Genomic DNA, 18,475 nt, shown 5'->3' with positions numbered 1-18,475 from the left:
TATCTTCGTAGGCTTAATGATATCTCACAGTAAGTCAGTGCGCTGGCGGGAGGGGATGTGAATAATTATTGTGAGTTAATTCGCAAACGGTATGCGGAAATCGCCAGCGGAGATCTGGGGTATGTCCCGGACGCGTTGGGCTGTGTATTGAAGGTGCTTAATGAAGTGGCCTCTGATGAGAGCCTTTCAGAGTCGGTCAGGGAAAAAGCAGCGTATGCTGCGGCGAATTTACTGGTGAGCGATTATGTCGATGAATGATACTTATCAACCCATCAATTGTGATGACTATGACAACCTCGAACTCGCCTGCCAGCATCATTTAATACTGACGCTGGAGCTAAAAGATGGCGAAGTGTTGAAGGCGAAGGCCAGCGATCTGCTTTCTCGCAAGAATGTGGAATACCTGGTCGTGGAAGATGCCGGTGCGACGCGCGAGCTGCGTCTGGACAAAATAGCCAGCTTCAGCCACCCGCAAATCGGCACCGTCGTGGTGAGCGAATCCTGATGACATTAACGGGCAGCCGGGCTGCCCGTTACGCTTTCCGCCACTCGAAGCTGGCACCCTCTTCTATCCACCCCTCTTCCGTGATGAACACCCCTGCAGCAGCAATCAGCGTTTCACCGTAGAACAGCAGCGGCGTGGTGTCGCGCAGCCACGGCGGCACGTTGTACTCCTGCCATATCTTTTTCAGCTTCCGTCCCCCGTTGCGTCCGACGATATGCAGCAAGCCGCCAGCCTTAAAGCGCACGCTGACGGGTTCACCGGGCTTTGGCAGACGCACATGGCCAGTCGGCATCAGAGAGACACTCCCCGTGTCCTGGGGCAATATCAGCGGTGCCTCTGGTGAGGTCCAGTGAAGCACCACATCGGTCAGCGAGGGGGAGTATTTTACCCACCAGAGTTTGCCTTTAAAGCGTCTGACCTCATATCCACTGAGGTGTACGCAGGGGGAAGCATCTTCCCGCGCCTGCGCGACTTCGTCCCAGATACGGCTAAGCATTGCCCGCGACGGCATCGCAGCATGATGCGTGGCGAGCCAGCGACGTAACAGCGCGGCCCGACGCGCCGGGCTTATCGCCTCCAGAGGCGCAATTGCCAGCGCTCCGTCTTCTGAAATGAGGTCAGACAACTCCTCGCGGAGTAACTCATCCAGCAGGCTCTCCTGTTCGGCACACAGCATAGCGCTTCTTGCCGTCGCGTCGGCGAAATGCGGCCAGCGCTCGCTTAAAAGCGGGATGACGCGCAGACGCAGGAAGTTACGATCGTAGCTGTCGTCCTGGTTGCTCTCATCTTCAATCCAGCTCAGCTGATGTTCTCGCGCCCAGGCTTCCAGCGACGCGCGTGTCTCGCCAAGCAACGGCCGTAATAATTGCGTCCCGGCAAACTCTGAACGCGCCGGCATGGCGGAAAGCCCCGCGGGTCCGCTGCCCCGCTTAAGCGCCAGCAAAAAGGTTTCGCACTGATCGTCCAGATGCTGCGCCGTGACCAGCGCTTCGCCGGGCAGCAATACGCAGGCAAAAGCGGCATAGCGGGCTTTACGCGCCTGCGCCTCAATACCCAATCCTTCATCAGCAAGCGTGACGCGCTCAACGATGAGCGGGATAGCCCACGCCTCACACAAGGCTTCACAGTGCGCCACCCACTCCTCTGCATGACGGCTTAGTCCGTGGTGGATATGTATAGCCCGAAGCTGGACGCCAGGGTCCCGGTCGCGCCAGAGCTTAAGGCGATGTAGCAACACGGTGGAATCCAGGCCACCGCTAAACCCCACCAGCAGCTGGCGGTACGGTGAAACGGCTTGTGCGATAGCAGGTAAGGTCATAGGAAATTACACATAAAAAATGCCCGAACTGAGCGGGCATTATCACACAGGACAAACATTACTGCTGGTAAAGCTCCAGCGGCAGGCCGTCCGGATCGTTGAAAAAGGTGAAACGCTTATCGGTAAAGGGATCGACGCGAATCGCCTCGCACGTCACGCCGTGCGCTTCCAGGTGTTTTACTGCGCTATCAAGGTCATCAACGCTGAAAGCCAGATGACGCAGGCCGCAGGCTTCCGGGCGGGACGGACGCGAAGGCGGGAAAGGAAAAGAGAACAGCTCAATCACATACTGCCCGTTTAGCGCGAGATCGCCCTTCCAGGAGTCACGCTCCTCGCGGTAGGCCTCGCTCATGAGCGTAAAGCCAAGAATGTCGCAGTAGAAGGCCTTACTTTTCGCATAATCGGTGGCGATGATCGCAATATGGTGAACCGCTTTTAAACCCAGCATAGCTTCTCCTTTTTATGATGCCTGAACGTTACAACCGAAAACCCACACCTGGCAAGCGGTCACCTTTATTTTAGGACTCGCACCCAGTAAACGCCGTTTTCGTCGCGTTTCGCGCCGTGAATATCCGTTTCAAAGCCCGGGTAGTGACGCCCCACCGAACAGAGCATCAGCAGAAAATCGAGCACCGCCCGGCTCTCCTCGGTGATCATCTCACCCGGCATCAGCAGCGGCACGCCCGGCGGATACGGCAGGATCATGTTGGCCGATACCCGCCCGACCAGATTTTCCAGCTCAACGGTTTCGACTTCGCCTTTCACCTGCCGCTGCCAGGCCTTGTGCGGCGTCAGCTTCATATCAGGCAGGACGTCAAACGCCTGGAGCATCAGGCGCGGCAGATCGTGCTGGCGGATCAGTCGGTGGATACCCTGAGCCAGATCCTGAATGCGCATGTTGCGGTAAAAGTCAGGATCTTCCGCGTAGAGATCCGGCAGCATGTTCTTCACCCGCAGGTTCAGATCGTAGGCGCGCTTGAACTCCATCAGCCCGCGGAGCAAACCCATCGCCCGTGTTTTATCGATCCCGATGCTGAACAGGAACAGCAGATTGTAAGGACCGGTCTTCTCCACCACCACGCCGCGCTCGTCAAGGAACTTCGCCACCAGCGCGGCGGGGATCCCCTCCTCGCCCATCACGCCCTGTTCGTCCATACCCGGCGTCAGGATCGTCACCTTCACAGGATCGAGAAACATGTGGTCCGCATCGGCATCCCGAAAGCCATGCCAGCTCTCTCCCGGCGCGACGGGCCAGCACTCCGCCTCGTCGATCTCTTCCGGCTGCCAGATATCAAAGAACCAGCCGTCGGCCTCATCCTTCAGCCGCTGGACCTCTTTACGGAAATGCAGCGCCCGTTCCACCGAGCGGTTAATCAGGCGTTTACCCGGATTGCCGCGCAGCATCGCCGCCGCCGTCTCGATAGAGGCCACCAGCGGATAGCTCGGTGAGGTGGTGGTGTGCATCATAAAGGCTTCATTAAACGTATCCTCGTCGTACTCGCCTTTAATATGGATTAACGAAGCCTGCGAAAACGCGGCCAGCATTTTGTGCGTCGACTGCGTTTCGAAAAATACCTTGCCCGGCACGCGCTCGCCGCTCATCCCGCTTTTGCCCGAGTAAATCGGGTGGAAGTTGGTATAGGGCACCCACGCGGAATCGAAGTGGATCGACGGTACGTCCAGCGTCTGCTTGATCCAGTTCGTGTTATACAGCAGACCGTCATAGGTGGAGTTGGTGATTACCGCATGGACAGGCCAGCTTGCGTCGGGGATCGCCGCAACCTTACTTTCGATGGCCTGGTGCGTGAACTCCCGGCGCGGAATGCCGCCGAGGATACCGAGCGCGTTACGCGTGGGTGACAGCCAGATCGGGACGACGTCGCTCATCATCAGCAGGTGCGCCAGCGATTTATGGCAGTTACGGTCAATCAGCAACGTGCTTCCGGTTGGCGCGGCGTACATCCCGACGATTTTGTTCGAGGTCGAGGTGCCGTTGGTCACCATATAGCTCTGCTCGGCGCCAAAGGTGCGGGCGATATACTCTTCAGCTTCAAGATGTGGGCCGGTGTGATCCAGAAGAGAGCCTAACTCGGTCACTGAAATCGACACGTCTGCTTTCAGGGTGTTGCCGCCGAAGAAATCGTAGAACAGGCACCCCACCGGGCTTTTTTGATAGGCCGTTCCGGCCATGTGTCCCGGCGTACAGAAGGTGTATTTCCCCTCTTTCACATAGGTGAACAGCGCGCGCGTAAACGGCGGCGTGATGTTATCCAGGTATTCACCGGTGTACTGCTGAATGCGGGTCGCAATGTCCTCGGCCACGCCGAGCGCGTATTCGAAGAACCACAGCGCCATGCGCATATCGTGCGCGCTCACGTCCATGGTCGAGTGAGTGTTGATAAAGGCGTAGAGCGGAAGGTATTCATTCAGCCTGTTGATCTCGCTGCACAGCTCCATGTCGTATTCGTCCCAGTCGAATATCACGCCACAGATGCGCGGATTATGTTCGATGAATTTCAGCAGATCGGCGCTGTTTTGCGGCCAGATTAGCTGATATCCGCGTGCTTTAAGAGCTTGCTCCAGCTCCTTGATGGGCTCGTCTTTATAAAAGACGCCGTGTGGCCCCATGATGGCAATGATGTTCATGGTTTACCTCCTTGAAAAACATCAGATAAGCATAGTTAAGGTAAACGGCAGGTATAAAAAAAGCCGCAACAATGTGCGGCTTTTCAGATAATTGTGAAGCTTACGCGTAACCGTAGGTCATCAGACGCTGGTAACGACGATTGAGCAGATCTTCTTTGCTCAGGACGTCCAGATCGGCCAGGTCGGCCAGCAGCTGTGCTTTCAGGGAAGCAGCCATCACTTCCGGCTTACGATGCGCGCCGCCCAGAGGCTCCGGGATAACGGTGTCGATCAGCTTCAGCTCTTTCAGACGCGGCGCAATGATGCCCATCGCTTCAGCGGCCAGCGGCGCTTTGTCGGCGCTTTTCCACAGAATGGACGCACAGCCTTCCGGGGAGATAACGGAATAGGTGCTGTACTGCAGCATATTCACTTTATCGCCCACGCCAATCGCCAGCGCACCGCCAGAACCACCCTCACCGATAACGGTACAGATGACCGGTACCTTCAGGCGAGACATCTCGCGCAGGTTGCGTGCGATAGCTTCAGACTGGCCGCGCTCTTCCGCGCCTACGCCTGGGTATGCACCCGGCGTGTCGATGAAGGTGATGATTGGCATATTGAAACGCTCAGCCATCTCCATCAGACGCAGGGCCTTACGGTAGCCTTCTGGTGCTGGCATACCGAAGTTACGACGGATCTTCTCTTTGGTTTCACGGCCTTTCTGGTGACCAATGATCATCACCGGACGTCCATCCAGACGCGCGATGCCGCCAACGATAGCTTTATCGTCAGCGTATGCGCGGTCGCCTGCCAGTTCGTCAAATTCGTCAAACGCCAGGCGGACATAATCCAGGGTGTACGGACGCTGTGGATGACGCGCCAGCTGCGCGATCTGCCATGCGCCGAGATCGGCAAAGATTTTGCGCGTCAGTTCTACGCTTTTTTCGCGCAGACGATGCACTTCTTCGTCGATGTTAATATCCAGTTTTTCATCCTGACGGCTTACCGCTGTCAGAGAATCGATTTTCGCTTCCAGCTCAGCAATCGGCTGTTCGAAATCAAGGAAATTCAGACTCATAGTATTCCTGTATTAGTCAAACTCCAGTTCCACCTGCTCCGAACCAATGAGGCCACGGAGATCGTTCAGTAAACGATCGCTCGGAGAGACACGCCACGTTGCACCAAAGCGCAACCGCGCACGTGCATCCGCCCTCTGATAGTAGAGATGTACTGGAATGGTCCCCGAGCGGTGGGGTTCCAGAGACTGACGGAGTCGGTTTAAAAGCTGGTCATCAATTTGCCTGTCCGTCAGCGAGATAGCAAGCCCGCGAGCATATTTTTCCCGGGCTTCGTCAATGTCCATCACTTCGCGGGCGGTCATTTTAAGCCCCCCGCTGAAGTCATCAAAGCTGACCTGTCCGCTGACGATAAGTATGCGGTCTTTTTCCAGCAATTGCTGGTATTTATCCAGCGCGTCGGTGAACAGCATCACCTCCAGACGCCCGGAACGGTCATCTAACGTACAGATGCCGATACGATTGCCGCGCTTGGTGACCATTACCCTTGCAGCAATCACGAGCCCCGCAGCCGTGGTGATCTTACCACGTTCTGTCGGATGCATGTCTTTAAGCCTGTGGCCGCCGACATAGCGCTCAATTTCTTTAAGATACTGGTTGATCGGGTGCCCCGTCAGGTACAGACCTAACGTTTCCCGCTCTCCATCCAGTACCACCTGTTCTGGCCACGGCTGGCAGTTGGAATAGGACTGCTCGATCTGCTCTGGCTCTTCCGCCAGCACGCCGAACATATCCGCCTGGCCAATGGCTTCCGCTTTTGCATGCTGATCGGCCGCCTTCAACGCATCGCCGAGCGAGTTCATCAGCGCGGCACGGTGTGGCCCCAGCCTGTCAAACGCGCCGGACATGATCAGTTTTTCCAGCACGCGGCGGTTCAGTTTTTTGGTATCGGTACGGGCGCACAGATCGAACAGCTCACGGAAGTAGCCGCCGTTATTACGCGCTTCGATGATCGCCTCGATCGGCCCCTCACCCACGCCTTTGATCGCGCCGATCCCGTAGACGATCTCCCCGTCATCGTTAACGTGGAAATGGTACAGACCCGAGTTAATATCCGGCGGCAGGATCTTCAGCCCCATGCGCCAGCACTCGTCCACCAGGCCAACCACCTTCTCGGTGTTGTCCATATCGGCGGTCATTACCGCCGCCATAAACTCAGCGGGATAGTGGGCCTTGAGCCACAGCGTTTGATAAGAAACCAAAGCATAGGCGGCGGAGTGAGATTTGTTAAATCCGTACCCGGCGAATTTCTCCACCAGGTCGAAGATTTTCATCGCCAGTTCGCCATCGACGCCGTTTTTCTTCGCCCCATCTTCAAAGATGGAGCGCTGCTTGGCCATCTCTTCCGGCTTTTTCTTACCCATCGCACGACGCAGCATGTCCGCGCCGCCAAGGGTATAGCCGGAAAGCACCTGGGCGATCTGCATGACCTGTTCCTGATACAGGATGATGCCGTAGGTCGGCTCCAGCACAGGCTTCAGGCTTTCATGCTGCCACTGCACGTCCGGGTAGGAAATCTCTTCGCGCCCGTGTTTACGGTCGATAAAGTTATCCACCATCCCTGACTGCAGCGGGCCCGGACGGAACAGGGCCACCAGCGCGATCATATCTTCGAAGCAGTCGGGCTGCAGGCGTTTAATTAGATCTTTCATGCCGCGGGATTCAAGCTGGAAGACGGCTGTCGTCTCCGAGCGCTGCAGCATGTCGAAACTTTTCTTGTCATCCAGCGGGATGGCCGCGATATCCAGCGGCGGCTCGCCGTTCTTCTCGCGGCGGGCGTTGATCATCTCCAGCGCCCAGTTGATGATGGTCAGCGTGCGCAGGCCGAGGAAGTCGAACTTCACCAGCCCGGCGTATTCCACGTCGTTTTTATCGAACTGGGTGACCGGGTGCTGGCCCGCTTCGTCGCAGTAGAGCGGCGCAAAGTCGGTGATTTTGGTCGGGGCGATAACCACGCCCCCCGCATGCTTACCGGCGTTACGCGTCACGCCTTCCAGCTTGCGCGCCATGTCGATCAGCGCTTTTACCTCTTCATCAGCTTCGTAGATTTCCGGCAGCTGAGGTTCAGCTTCAAAGGCTTTTGCCAGCGTCATGCCCGGATCGGGCGGCACCAGCTTTGAAATACGATCGACAAAACCGTACGGGTGGCCCAGCACGCGGCCCACGTCGCGGATAACCGCTTTCGCCGCCATGGTACCGAAGGTAATGATCTGCGAAACCGCGTCACGACCGTACATATCGGCCACGTGCTCAATCACCTGGTCGCGTTTTTCCATGCAGAAGTCGACGTCGAAGTCGGGCATGGAAACACGTTCCGGGTTAAGGAAACGTTCGAACAGCAGGTCAAATTCCAGCGGATCGAGGTCGGTAATTTTCAGCGCATACGCCACCAGTGAGCCCGCACCCGAGCCACGGCCCGGACCTACCGGCACGCCGTTATCCTTCGACCACTGGATAAACTCCATTACAATCAGGAAGTAGCCCGGGAAGCCCATCTGGTTAATCACCTGGAGTTCAATATCCAGGCGTTCGTCATACTCCGGACGACGTTTTTTACGCTCTTCTTCATCCGGGAACAGGAATTCGAGACGCTCTTCCAGACCTTCTTTCGATTTCATGACCAGGAAATCTTCCGTGGTCATGTCCCCGGTCGGGAACTGCGGCAGGAAGTATTCGCCGAGGCGCACGGTCACGTTACAGCGCTTGGCAATCTCTACGCTGTTTTCCAGCGCTTCCGGAATGTCAGAGAAGAGCTCGCACATCTCCTCTTCGCTGCGCATATACTGCTGCGATGAGTAGTTCCGCGGACGCTTTGGATCGTCGAGAGTGAAGCCATCGTGGATAGCGACGCGAATTTCATGCGCGTCAAAATCGCCGGACTCCAGGAAACGCACGTCATTCGTTGCCACCACGGGCAAGCCGCGCTCTTCTGCCAGTGCGACAGCAGCGTGCAGATAGTTCTCTTCATCCTGGCGGCCGGTGCGAATCAGCTCCAGATAGTAACGATTCGGGAAGTACTCTTCATAGAACGAGACGCACTGATCCACCAGCGCGCTGTTACCGCGCAGCAGGGATTTACCGACATCGCCCATGCGGCCGCCGGAGATCAGCAGCAGCCCTTCGTTTAGCTCAGCCAGCCATTCCCTGTCAATCCACGGCCCCAGCGCCCCATAACCGCGCTGATAGGCTTTTGAGATAAGCAGAGTGAGGTTTTGGTAACCCGTATTGTTCATCGCCAACACGGAGATTTGCGTCAGTTCATCGCCGATGAGATCGCTCTGCACATGGAAATCCGCACCGACGATAGGCTTCATCCCCGCGCCATGCGCCGTCCCGTAGAACTTAACCAGGCCGCACAGGTTGGTAAAATCGGTGATCGCCAGCGCAGGCATGCCAAGCGAGGCCGCCTTTTTTACCAGCGGCCCGGTCTTTGCCAGCCCATCGATCATGGAGTAGTCGCTATGCACCCGCAGGTGTACGAAACGTGGTTCAGCCATCTTCAGATCCCGCGTTACTTAATTGCTTGCGTCTTGATTCAGGACACCAGTCCCAGCGCGCGCTTCACCGGGCCAAAGCTGCGCCGATGATGTTCAGTTGCGCCATGTTCAGCCAGCTTTTCCAGATGGAAAGCCGTTGGATATCCCTTATGCTGGGCGAAACCATACGCGGGATAAGTGAGGTCCAGCGCGGCCATTTCGGCGTCGCGCGTCACTTTGGCAATAATAGAAGCTGCACTGATCTCTGCGACGCGGCTGTCGCCTTTAACGACGGCCATCGAAGGCATCGGCAGCGCCGGGCAACGGTTACCGTCGATCAGTACATATTCAGGCACAACCTTCAGGCCAGCAACGGCTCGCTGCATTGCCAGCATCGTGGCGTGCAGAATATTCAGATCGTCGATTTCATTCGGCTCTGCGCGCCCGACGCTCCACGCCAGCGCCTTCTCTTTAATTTCATCGAACAGCGCCAGGCGGCGCTTCTCACTGAGTTTTTTTGAGTCGTTCAGACCCATAATCGGGCGCGTTGGATCGAGGATCACCGCCGCGGTCACCACGGCACCGACCAACGGGCCGCGCCCGACTTCATCCACTCCGGCAACGAGGTGCGTGTGGGGATAAGTAAATTCCATCATTTTGCTAACTCCAGCACTGCATCAGCCGCCTGCTCATCAGCATTACAGCGGATCTGCTGATGCAGTTCACGGAAAGTATCGTGCATCTGGTGGCTGGTCTTGCCGTTGGCCAGCAGCGGCAGCAGGGCATCCGCAAGCGCCTGCGGCTGGCACTCATCCTGCAACAGCTCTTTCACCAGCTCGCGCCCGGCAAGCAGGTTTGGCAGGGAGACATAATCCGTTTTCACCAGACGTTTTGCCAGCCAGAAGGTAAACGGCTTCATGCGATAACCGACCACCATCGGGCATTTCGCCAGCATACACTCCAGCGCTGCCGTGCCGGAAGCCAGCAGTGCGGCATCGCTTGCATACATGGCTTCCCGCCCTTTCCCGTCGAGAAGACGAACGTGAAGATCCGGGGCAACGTCGGCTTTGATACGCTCGAACTGCTCGCGGCGTTTGGCATTCACCAGCGGCACAACCACTTCAAGATCGGGCCAGGTCTGGCGAAGAATCTGCGCGGTCTTCAGGAAATCAGCGCTCAGCATCTCGACCTCTGCGCCACGGCTGCCCGGCAGCAACGCCAGACAGTGCACATCATGCGGGATACCCAGCACGTCTCGCGCCGCGTTTTTATCCGGATCCAGCGGCATCGCATCCGCCATGGTATGACCGATAAAACGGCACGGAACATTAAACCTGTCGTAAAACGCTTTTTCGAAAGGCAGGAAAGCCAGCACCAGGTTGGTGGACCGTCCGATTTTGAAAACGCGTTTCTGTCGCCACGCCCACACGGACGGACTGACATAGTGAATGGTTTTGATGCCCTGCTTTTTCAGATTACCTTCGAGGGTAATGTTGAAATCAGGTGCATCGATACCGACAAACACATCGGGTTTGAGTTCGGTAAAGCGGCGGGTGAGATCGGCACGAATATGCAGCAGGCGTCGCAGGCGCCCCAGCACCTCGACGATGCCCATCACGGCCAGCTCTTCCATTTCATACCAGGCTTCACAGCCTTCGGCCTGCATCAGCGGGCCTGCCACGCCAACAAAGCGAGCATTGGGTACGCGCGCCTTAAGCGCCCGGATGAGACCTGCACCAAGAATATCGCCGGAGGTTTCTCCGGCGACCAGGGCTATCGTAAGCGGACGACTGTCGACCATTAACGAATCAGACCCCTCGTGGAACGGTCAAAGAACTCCATGAACGCGTTCACTTCAGGATGCTTATTCGCCAGCTCGGCAATTTCCGGCTTCGCCTCTTCCAGCGTTTTACCGCTACGGTACAGCAGTTTGTACGCGTTGCGGATAGCAGTAATCGCTTCGCGGCTAAAGCCACGACGCTTGAGGCCTTCGATGTTCACGCCAAACGGCGTGGCATGGTTGCCCTGCGCAATCACATACGGCGGGACGTCCTGCGCCACACCGGAGCATCCGCCGACCATCACGTGTGCACCAATGATGCAGAACTGATGGACTGCGGTCATGCCGCCAATAATTGCGAAGTCATCAACCGATACGTGTCCTGCCAGCGTTGCGTTGTTGGCAAGAATACAGCGATCGCCCACGGCACAGTCGTGCGCAATGTGCGCATTCACCATGAACAGGTTGTCGCTGCCCACCTTCGTCAACCCACCACCCTGCACTGTTCCACGATGAATGGTGACGCTTTCGCGAATACGGTTACGATCGCCAATTTCCAGACGGGTCGACTCACCAGCATATTTCAGATCCTGGTTAACTTCGCCGATGGAAGCGAACTGATAGATCTCGTTATTGCAGCCAATGGTCGTGTGACCATTCACGACAACGTGAGATTTAAGTACTGTACCCTCACCAATTTCGACATGGGGTCCAACAATACAAAACGGGCCAATGTGGACGTTTGCGCCAATAATGGCACCGGTTTCCACAATAGCGGTAGGATGAATAAAGGCGGATTTATCAATCACGTATCAGGACTCCCGGCTACGAGCACACATCATCGTCGCTTCGCAAACAACTTTGCCGTCAACCAGCGCTACGCCTTTGAAGCGAGTCAGGCCACGACGCGTTTTTTCAAAAGTGACTTCCATGATCATCTGATCACCAGGCACGACAGGACGCTTGAAGCGTGCTTCATCAATACCTGCGAAGTAATACAATTCACCCGGCTCCAGCTTACCGACGCTTTTAAACGCCAGAATACCGGTAGCCTGAGCCATCGCTTCCAGAATCAACACACCCGGGAAGATAGGCTTACCCGGGAAGTGTCCCTGGAAGAACGGCTCGTTCACGGAAACATTTTTCACTGCGCGCAGAAAACGACCTTCTTCAAAATCCAGCACACGGTCTACCAGCAAAAACGGGTAGCGGTGCGGCAGAAGTTCTAAAATCTCTTCAATATGCAGAGTATGAGTGTCAGTAGTCAAAATACTCTTCCTGTCAAAATGTACTGATAACAATAATAACACGGCCTGCCGGTTTATTAGAAAGCCGACAGGCCGGGAAAGATAGCGTTAAACGGGTGACGTTTAGTCTTGTTGATCGATCTTACGCTCAAGAGACTTGAGTCGCTTGCTCATATCATCAATGTTCATCACCAGAGCTGCTGTTTTACGCCATACCTTGTTGGGTTGCAGCGGAATACCGGAGGAATAGACGCCAGGTTCAGTGATAGGACGCATTACCATGCCCATGCCCGTCACCGTCACCTTGTCGCATATTTCCATATGGCCATTAATCACGCTCGCGCCGCCAATCATGCAGTAACGACCAATTTTCAGGCTGCCCGCCATGATGACGCCCCCCGCAACCGCGGTATTGTCGCCAATCACAACGTTATGCGCAATCTGGCACTGGTTATCGATGATAACACCATTGCCAATAATCGTGTCGTCGAGTGCACCACGATCGATCGTGGTACAGGCCCCGATCTCCACGCGATCGCCAATAATAACGCGACCAAGCTGCGGGATCTTAACCCAGTTACCGCGATCGTTCGCGTAACCAAAGCCATCAGAACCAATCACGGTACTGGACTGGACGAGGCAATTTTCGCCGATTTCAACTTCATGATAAACGGACACATTGGCCCATAAACGGGTGCCAGCGCCGATTTTCGTATTTTTCCCAACGAAGCATCCGGGGCCAATGACGACGTTATCGCCCAGCTCAACGCCAGATTCAATAACCGCATTCGCGCCAACGGCCACGTTGTTACCCAGCTTAGCCGTCGGATCAATCGCTGCACTGGCAGCAATGTTCTGCGCCGGCTGCGGCGTGGTATCAAGAATTTGAGCCATGCGTGCATACGTCAGGTAGGGATTTTTCACTACCAGCGCGCTTCCAGTGGCAAAAGGAAGATCGTCCTGCGTCAGAACAACAGCTGACGCCTGGCATTGAGCCAGTTGTTCACGGTACTTAGGGCTTACCATGAAGGTAATCGTGCCAGCTTTAGCAGATTGCATGGACGCAACAGCGGTGATGACGATATCGCCATCACCGTGTAATTCTGCACCCAACTGCTGAGCTAAATCAGCCAGTCGAATTGAAGGCATTACTTATTTGACCTGTTTCAGAACATCAGCGGTGATGTCTTTAACATCGCTGCTGTTGAAAGCAACGGCGTTCGCATCAACAACCAGATCGATGCTCTGATCGGCAGCAACTGCTTTAACAGCAGTTTGAATGCGAGTCACCAGCTTGCCACGCTCTTCGTTAGAACGACGCTGACGATCCTGCTCGAAAGCCTGCGCTTTCTGGGAGAAGGTCTGGCGCTGAGCCATAACGTCTTTTTCCAGTTTGCTGCGATCGCTTGCTTTCATGGTAGAACCATCACGCTGCAGACGCTGCATTTTGGACTGAAGATCGCCTTCCATACGCTGCAGTTCGCTCGCACGGCCTTTGAATTCGTTTTCCAGAGTCGCAGAAACACCTGTTTTCTGAGCGACCTGCTGGAACAAATTACCCATGTTGACGATTGCGATTTTGTCTGCTGCCTGAGCAGAAGTTGCCATCGCTAAACCGAGACCTGCAGCTAATAACCACTTTTTCACAATTAACTCCTTACCATCCCATTGGCACCAGAAGGTACCGTTCTTTGCGTGGCAAGGCGACCGTTTTACCGATCGCCGGTTGTCAGCGCTACACTGCCAACGCATTCCATTGCAGCGGATTATTACCAGGTTTTACCAATGTTAAACTGGAATTGCTCCGCTTTGTCTCCATCGTATTTCTTAAACGGCTGGGCGTAGGAGAAGACCAACGGCCCCAGCGGTGACATCCATTGTAATGCGATACCGGCAGACATGCGAATATTGCCCGGATCGCTATAGTCTGGAACGCCAGCCGCGCGCATCTGGGCAGTATTCTCCCAGTTGGTATCCCACACCGTACCCGCATCCCAGAAGAAGGACGTACGTACGGAGTTCGCGTATTTATCACTGATAAATGGCGTTGGGGTGATGAACTCCAGGCTGGCCACGGCCATGGCGTTACCGCCTACCGCATCATCAGAGCTACATACTTGTTTTGGATCACGGCTTGCGCAGTTATCTTCATCATTACCGCCGTAATAAACCGCTTTCGGACCAATGTTGTTAGACTGGAAGCCACGCACGGTGCTTGAACCACCCGCGTAGAAGTTCTCATAGAACGGCAACTCTTTACTGCCGATACCGTCACCATAGCCCCAACGGGTACGACCCAGCACCACCCACTTGTGATCGTCATCAATCGGGAAGTAGGACGCGGTATCCAGCGTCACCTTGTAGAACTCGTTATCGGAACCAGGAATGGTCACCTTACCGTTCAGGTTAACGCGAGAGCCTTCCGTTGGGAAGAAACCGCGGTCAAGACGGTTGTAGGTCCAGCCATAGTTGAAGGTGAAGTCATCTGCAGCAAAACCGTTGTCATCGCTGGAGGTACTCGCCGACTGGCCGATGGAATCCAGATAACGCCACATCGCCACCTGCGGCTGCATGTTGGACAGGTCGTTATGCACGTAACCTAAGCCCGCTCGCAGGGTGTTGTATTCGTTAACCGGGAAGCCAAGCGTTCCGTCCACACCGTAACTTTTGTTGGTGTAGGAAGACAGATCTGCATCATCCGCTTTAAAGTCGTTATAGAAGATACGACCGCCCAGGCTCACACCGTCAACGGTGAAGTATGGGTTGGTAACGGAGAACTCAGAGTAGGTCTGGTAGTCGTTTTTGGTACCGTTAATACCAACAGAGTAACCCGTACCCAGCCAGTTATCCTGCTGGACGCCTACCTGGAAACTCACGCCGCTTTCCGTGCCGTAGCCCACGCCGAAGTTAAAGCTACCGGTGTTACGCTCTTTCACTTTATAAACGACATCAACCTGATCCGGGCTGCCCGGTACACGCTGAGTTTCAGTATCTACGGTTTCAAAATAGCCCAGACGGTTCAGACGCTCTTTACCCTGGTCGACCAGGTCGCTGCCCAGCCACGCCCCTTCCATCTGACGCATTTCACGACGCAGAACGGAGTCTTTAGAGGTGTCATTACCGACGAAGCGGATCTTACGCACGTAGAAACGGTTACCCGCATCAACGTTAACGTGCAGCTTAACGGTTTTATCCGCATCGTTGATTTCCGGCTGAGTTTGTACGCGCGGATAGGCATAACCATAGCGGCCGAGCAGCTTCTTAATGCTGTCTTCCATTTTGGTGACTTTGGATCCGCTGTACAGATCGCCCGGCTGAATTTTGGTCAGCGATTCGATCTCAGCAGAATGCCCCGCCAGGTTACCACTCACTTCAACACCAGAAAGCTTGTACTGATCGCCTTCAGTAATGTTAACCGTAATGTAGATACCTTTCTTGTCCGGAGTCAGACTGACCTGAGTCGAGTCGATGTTGAAGCGGGCATAACCGCGATCCAGATAGTAGCTGCGCAGGGTTTCAAGGTCGCCCGCCAGCTTCTGTTTCTGGTATTTACGATCGCCAACCACGTTCCACCACGGCACTTCATCGCGCAGCTGGAAGGTCGAGATCAGTTCGTCGGTGCTGAACGCGTGGTTACCCACGATGTTGATCTGCTGGATCTTCGCAGAAACACCTTCCTGGAAGACCAGCTTCAGGTCAACACGGTTACGCGGGAGCGGAGTGACAACCGCTTTCACGCTGGCGCTGTATTTACCGACGCTGTAGTAGAAGTCTTCCAGACCTTTTTCAATGTCTGAAAGGGTTGTGCGGTCCAGAGATTCACCCACACGAACACCCGATGCTTCAAGGTTTTGCTTGAGCATGTCATCTTTCACCGACTTGTTGCCGGAGAAAGTGATACTGGCGATCGTTGGACGTTCTTTTACCTGTACCAGCAGCGTATCACCATCGCGCAGGACGCGGACGTCCTCAAAGTTGCCGGTGGCAAACAGAGCACGGATGGTGTTACTGATATCTTCATCATTAACCGTATCGCCGGGGCGCACAGGCATACTGAGGAGGGCCGCACCAACGGCGACACGCTGAAGGCCTTCGAAATGAATATCTTTCACTACGAACCCGTCAGCACCGTATACGGTGGCGCTGCTAAACAGCAGCGACGCTATGAGCAACTTTTTCATCGCCATCGTTATTATGCGTTCTTCCTAACTAACTCTCTTACAACCGAGAGAAATCATTGAAAAGTGCAAGCCCCATTAACAGCACCAGCAAAATCGAGCCAATGCGATAACTAAAGTCTTGAACTCGCTCGGATACCGGCCCGCCTTTTAGCTTTTCAATCGCTAAAAACAGCAGATGACCCCCGTCTAAAACGGGAAGCGGGAACAGGTTGATAATCCCAAGGTTCACGCTAATAAGCGCGAGGAACATGAGATAGTAAATCACCCCGAACTCCGCTGACATCCCAGCCCCCTGAGCAATCGAGATTGGCCCACTGAGGTTGTTCAGTTTCACATCACCGGTTATCAATTTCCCCAACATGTTGACCGTCAGCTTCATCAGTTGCCATGTTTTATCCGTGGCTTCAAGAATGGCGCTAAACGGCCCATACTGGCGTATTGTCTTGTACTCATCTGGCAGCGGGATCACTTTTGGCACAACGCCTGCAAACCCTTCTGCCTTTTTGCCGACCGACTTCGTATCCGGGATCAGCGTCAGCGAAAGCGGACTGCCTTGCCTTTCAACTTCCAGCGCGAGGGACGTCCCCGGATTATCGCGCACCAGAGTAACAAAGGTCATCCACTCTGTTAATGGTTGACCATCGACTTTAACGATCCTGTCGCCAGCTTGCAAACCCGCTTTGCTCGCCGCCGAATTTGCCTGTACTTCGGCTAATACCGGCTCAATCTGCGCGCCGCGGGGACGAATGCCCAGCGCAGCGACGGGATCCTCTTTGTCTGGCTCGAAACGCCAGTGGCGTAAATCCAGTACTTTGTCCTGACGCGCGTCTGACCCAAACGGCGATACGCTGATAGTTGTCTGCGGATCGCCAATTTTGGCTACCAGCTGCAGTCGCACGGCATCCCAATCAGGGGTTTCGATGCCATCAATCGCTTTAAGTTCCATCCCGGAGGTAATTTGCGCACTCGCCGCGATGGAGTCAGGGGCAATATCCCCCACTACCGGACGCACGCCAGGGACGCCGATGATAAACACCAGCCAGTAAGCGAAAATCGCAAAGATGAAGTTGGCTACCGGTCCGGCAGCGATGATAGCGGCGCGTTGTCCAACGGTTTTGTTGTTAAACGCACTGTGTCGCAGTTCGGGAGCGACAGGCTCAACACGTTCGTCGAGCATTTTGACGTAGCCGCCAAGCGGGATAAGGGCGATGACAAATTCCGTGCCGTGACGATCGGTGCGCGTCCAGAGTGATTTGCCAAAACCAATGGAGAATCGCTCTACCCGCACACCGCAACGGCGAGCAACCCAGAAATGGCCAAATTCATGCACGGTAATCAGTACACCCAGTGCAACAATGAACGCCGCCAGATTCCAGAGAATGCTCAGCATAAAACCTTCCGTTAAATCGTCCCGAATACCAGTAAAAGCAGGCAAGCAAATACTGGAACAGCCGCTGTCAGGCTGTCAATGCGATCCAGTATACCGCCATGCCCTGGAATAAGATGTCCGCTGTCCTTAATCCCTGCTTCACGCTTAAACATACTTTCGGTTAAATCACCGAGCACTGAGGCAAGTGCAGCAAAAATCGAGCACACCAGCAGTATTGATGGTGCCACGGCCAGATCTGCCCAGACGCCATAGCCCCAGGAGATGATCGCTGCCGTAAACAAGCCGCCGATGAAGCCTTGCCAGGTTTTCCCCGGCGAAACTTTTGGTGCCAGCTTATGTTTGCCAAACAGTTTACCAAACATATAGGCCCCGGAGTCAGCCCCCCAGACGAGAATCATCACATAAAGCAGCCAGATCGCACCGCTGTAGTGATTTTCGTCATAGTGCCAGGCGCGCAGCGCGACCATGCCCCAGAAAAACGGAACAATGGTGAGCAAACCAAAAATCAGTCGCAGCACTTTTGAATGACGCCAGATTGCGGCCGAACCTGGATAAAAAAGCACCAGTAACAGCGCAACAACCCACCAGGCCAACGACATCCACAAGGAGCCGGCAACCAGCGGTTGATGAATATCATGGTGATATTCAGGCAACGTAAACAGCATTATGGCCAGGATAAAGCCACAGAGTACCGCAAGCCATACTCGCTGGCTGCGCGAGGTAAAGCCGCTAAACTGTCCCCACTCCCACGCGGCAAGCATGCACACTACCAGCGTGACAATGGCGAATCCCACCGGGGGCAGTAAAAACAGCGCCGCAATGACAATGGGTATTAAAACAAAAGCGGAAATCAGGCGATACTTCAGCAAAAGCT

At 55.0% G+C, this 18,475-nt stretch carries 16 protein-coding genes; 2 read left to right on the top strand and 14 right to left on the bottom strand.

Annotated features, from left to right (window positions below):
* Positions 1-57: 57 nt before the first annotated feature.
* Together ACTJI7_RS14655 and rof are read left to right on the top strand one after the other, a co-directional pair.
* Positions 58-258: a YaeP family protein gene (locus ACTJI7_RS14655; RefSeq protein WP_008501889.1), complete on the top strand. Its 201-nt coding sequence runs from the start codon at positions 58-60 to the stop codon at positions 256-258.
* On the top strand, positions 245-505 hold the full coding sequence (gene rof / locus ACTJI7_RS14650; protein WP_028015593.1) for a Rho-binding antiterminator: 261 nt from the start codon (positions 245-247) through the stop codon (positions 503-505). Before ACTJI7_RS14655 ends, rof begins: the two co-directional genes overlap by 14 nt.
* A gap of 28 nt (positions 506-533) precedes the next feature.
* Here the strand turns inward: rof and tilS are convergent, their stop codons facing one another.
* From tilS to cdsA, 14 genes are all read right to left on the bottom strand, one after another.
* Positions 534-1,823 carry a tRNA lysidine(34) synthetase TilS gene (gene tilS, locus ACTJI7_RS14645; RefSeq protein ID WP_236298693.1) on the bottom strand — a complete coding sequence of 430 codons (1,290 nt, stop codon included), beginning with the start codon at positions 1,821-1,823 and terminating at the stop codon, positions 534-536.
* Between the two features lie 58 nt (positions 1,824-1,881).
* Positions 1,882-2,271, bottom strand: a complete 390-nt coding sequence (locus ACTJI7_RS14640; protein ID WP_028015591.1) for a VOC family protein — start codon at positions 2,269-2,271, stop codon at positions 1,882-1,884.
* A gap of 65 nt (positions 2,272-2,336) precedes the next feature.
* Positions 2,337-4,469, bottom strand: a complete 2,133-nt coding sequence (locus ACTJI7_RS14635; RefSeq protein WP_048960343.1) for a lysine decarboxylase LdcC — start codon at positions 4,467-4,469, stop codon at positions 2,337-2,339.
* A gap of 100 nt (positions 4,470-4,569) precedes the next feature.
* A complete protein-coding gene (gene accA / locus ACTJI7_RS14630) occupies positions 4,570-5,529 on the bottom strand; it encodes an acetyl-CoA carboxylase carboxyl transferase subunit alpha (protein ID WP_013095666.1) in 960 nt (319 codons plus the stop codon).
* 12 nt (positions 5,530-5,541) lie between these two features.
* Positions 5,542-9,024 carry a DNA polymerase III subunit alpha gene (gene dnaE / locus ACTJI7_RS14625; protein ID WP_041911187.1) on the bottom strand — a complete coding sequence of 1,161 codons (3,483 nt, stop codon included), beginning with the start codon at positions 9,022-9,024 and terminating at the stop codon, positions 5,542-5,544.
* A gap of 38 nt (positions 9,025-9,062) precedes the next feature.
* Positions 9,063-9,659: a ribonuclease HII gene (gene rnhB, locus ACTJI7_RS14620; RefSeq protein ID WP_028015588.1), complete on the bottom strand. Its 597-nt coding sequence runs from the start codon at positions 9,657-9,659 to the stop codon at positions 9,063-9,065.
* Entirely contained in the window at positions 9,656-10,804 is a 1,149-nt protein-coding gene (gene lpxB / locus ACTJI7_RS14615) for a lipid-A-disaccharide synthase (protein WP_041911188.1), read from the bottom strand. Before lpxB ends, rnhB begins: the two co-directional genes overlap by 4 nt.
* Positions 10,804-11,592 (bottom strand): acyl-ACP--UDP-N-acetylglucosamine O-acyltransferase, encoded by a 789-nt coding sequence (gene lpxA, locus ACTJI7_RS14610; RefSeq protein ID WP_041911189.1) that lies wholly within the window; start codon positions 11,590-11,592, stop codon positions 10,804-10,806. Before lpxA ends, lpxB begins: the two co-directional genes overlap by 1 nt.
* A 3-nt stretch (positions 11,593-11,595) precedes the next feature.
* Positions 11,596-12,051, bottom strand: a complete 456-nt coding sequence (gene fabZ, locus ACTJI7_RS14605; protein WP_010426706.1) for a 3-hydroxyacyl-ACP dehydratase FabZ — start codon at positions 12,049-12,051, stop codon at positions 11,596-11,598.
* 102 nt (positions 12,052-12,153) lie between these two features.
* Positions 12,154-13,179: a UDP-3-O-(3-hydroxymyristoyl)glucosamine N-acyltransferase gene (gene lpxD, locus ACTJI7_RS14600; RefSeq protein ID WP_236298691.1), complete on the bottom strand. Its 1,026-nt coding sequence runs from the start codon at positions 13,177-13,179 to the stop codon at positions 12,154-12,156.
* 3 nt (positions 13,180-13,182) lie between these two features.
* A complete protein-coding gene (gene skp, locus ACTJI7_RS14595) occupies positions 13,183-13,677 on the bottom strand; it encodes a molecular chaperone Skp (RefSeq protein ID WP_014882635.1) in 495 nt (164 codons plus the stop codon).
* A gap of 122 nt (positions 13,678-13,799) precedes the next feature.
* A complete protein-coding gene (bamA, locus tag ACTJI7_RS14590) occupies positions 13,800-16,217 on the bottom strand; it encodes an outer membrane protein assembly factor BamA (RefSeq protein ID WP_028015584.1) in 2,418 nt (805 codons plus the stop codon).
* Positions 16,218-16,248: 31 nt separating this feature from the next.
* Positions 16,249-17,601, bottom strand: coding sequence for a sigma E protease regulator RseP (gene rseP, locus ACTJI7_RS14585; RefSeq protein ID WP_041911192.1), 1,353 nt, complete (start codon positions 17,599-17,601; stop codon positions 16,249-16,251).
* An 11-nt stretch (positions 17,602-17,612) separates the two neighbouring features.
* Complete coding sequence (gene cdsA, locus ACTJI7_RS14580) at positions 17,613-18,470, bottom strand: phosphatidate cytidylyltransferase (RefSeq protein WP_041911193.1); 858 nt, start codon at positions 18,468-18,470, stop codon at positions 17,613-17,615.
* Between the last annotated feature and the right edge of the window lie 5 nt (positions 18,471-18,475).

Origin of the sequence: Enterobacter sp. 22499 (assembly GCF_052044815.1) — a bacterium.
Classification (GTDB): domain Bacteria; phylum Pseudomonadota; class Gammaproteobacteria; order Enterobacterales; family Enterobacteriaceae; genus Enterobacter; species Enterobacter bugandensis.
This window is presented reverse-complemented; position numbering and strand designations above follow the sequence as displayed.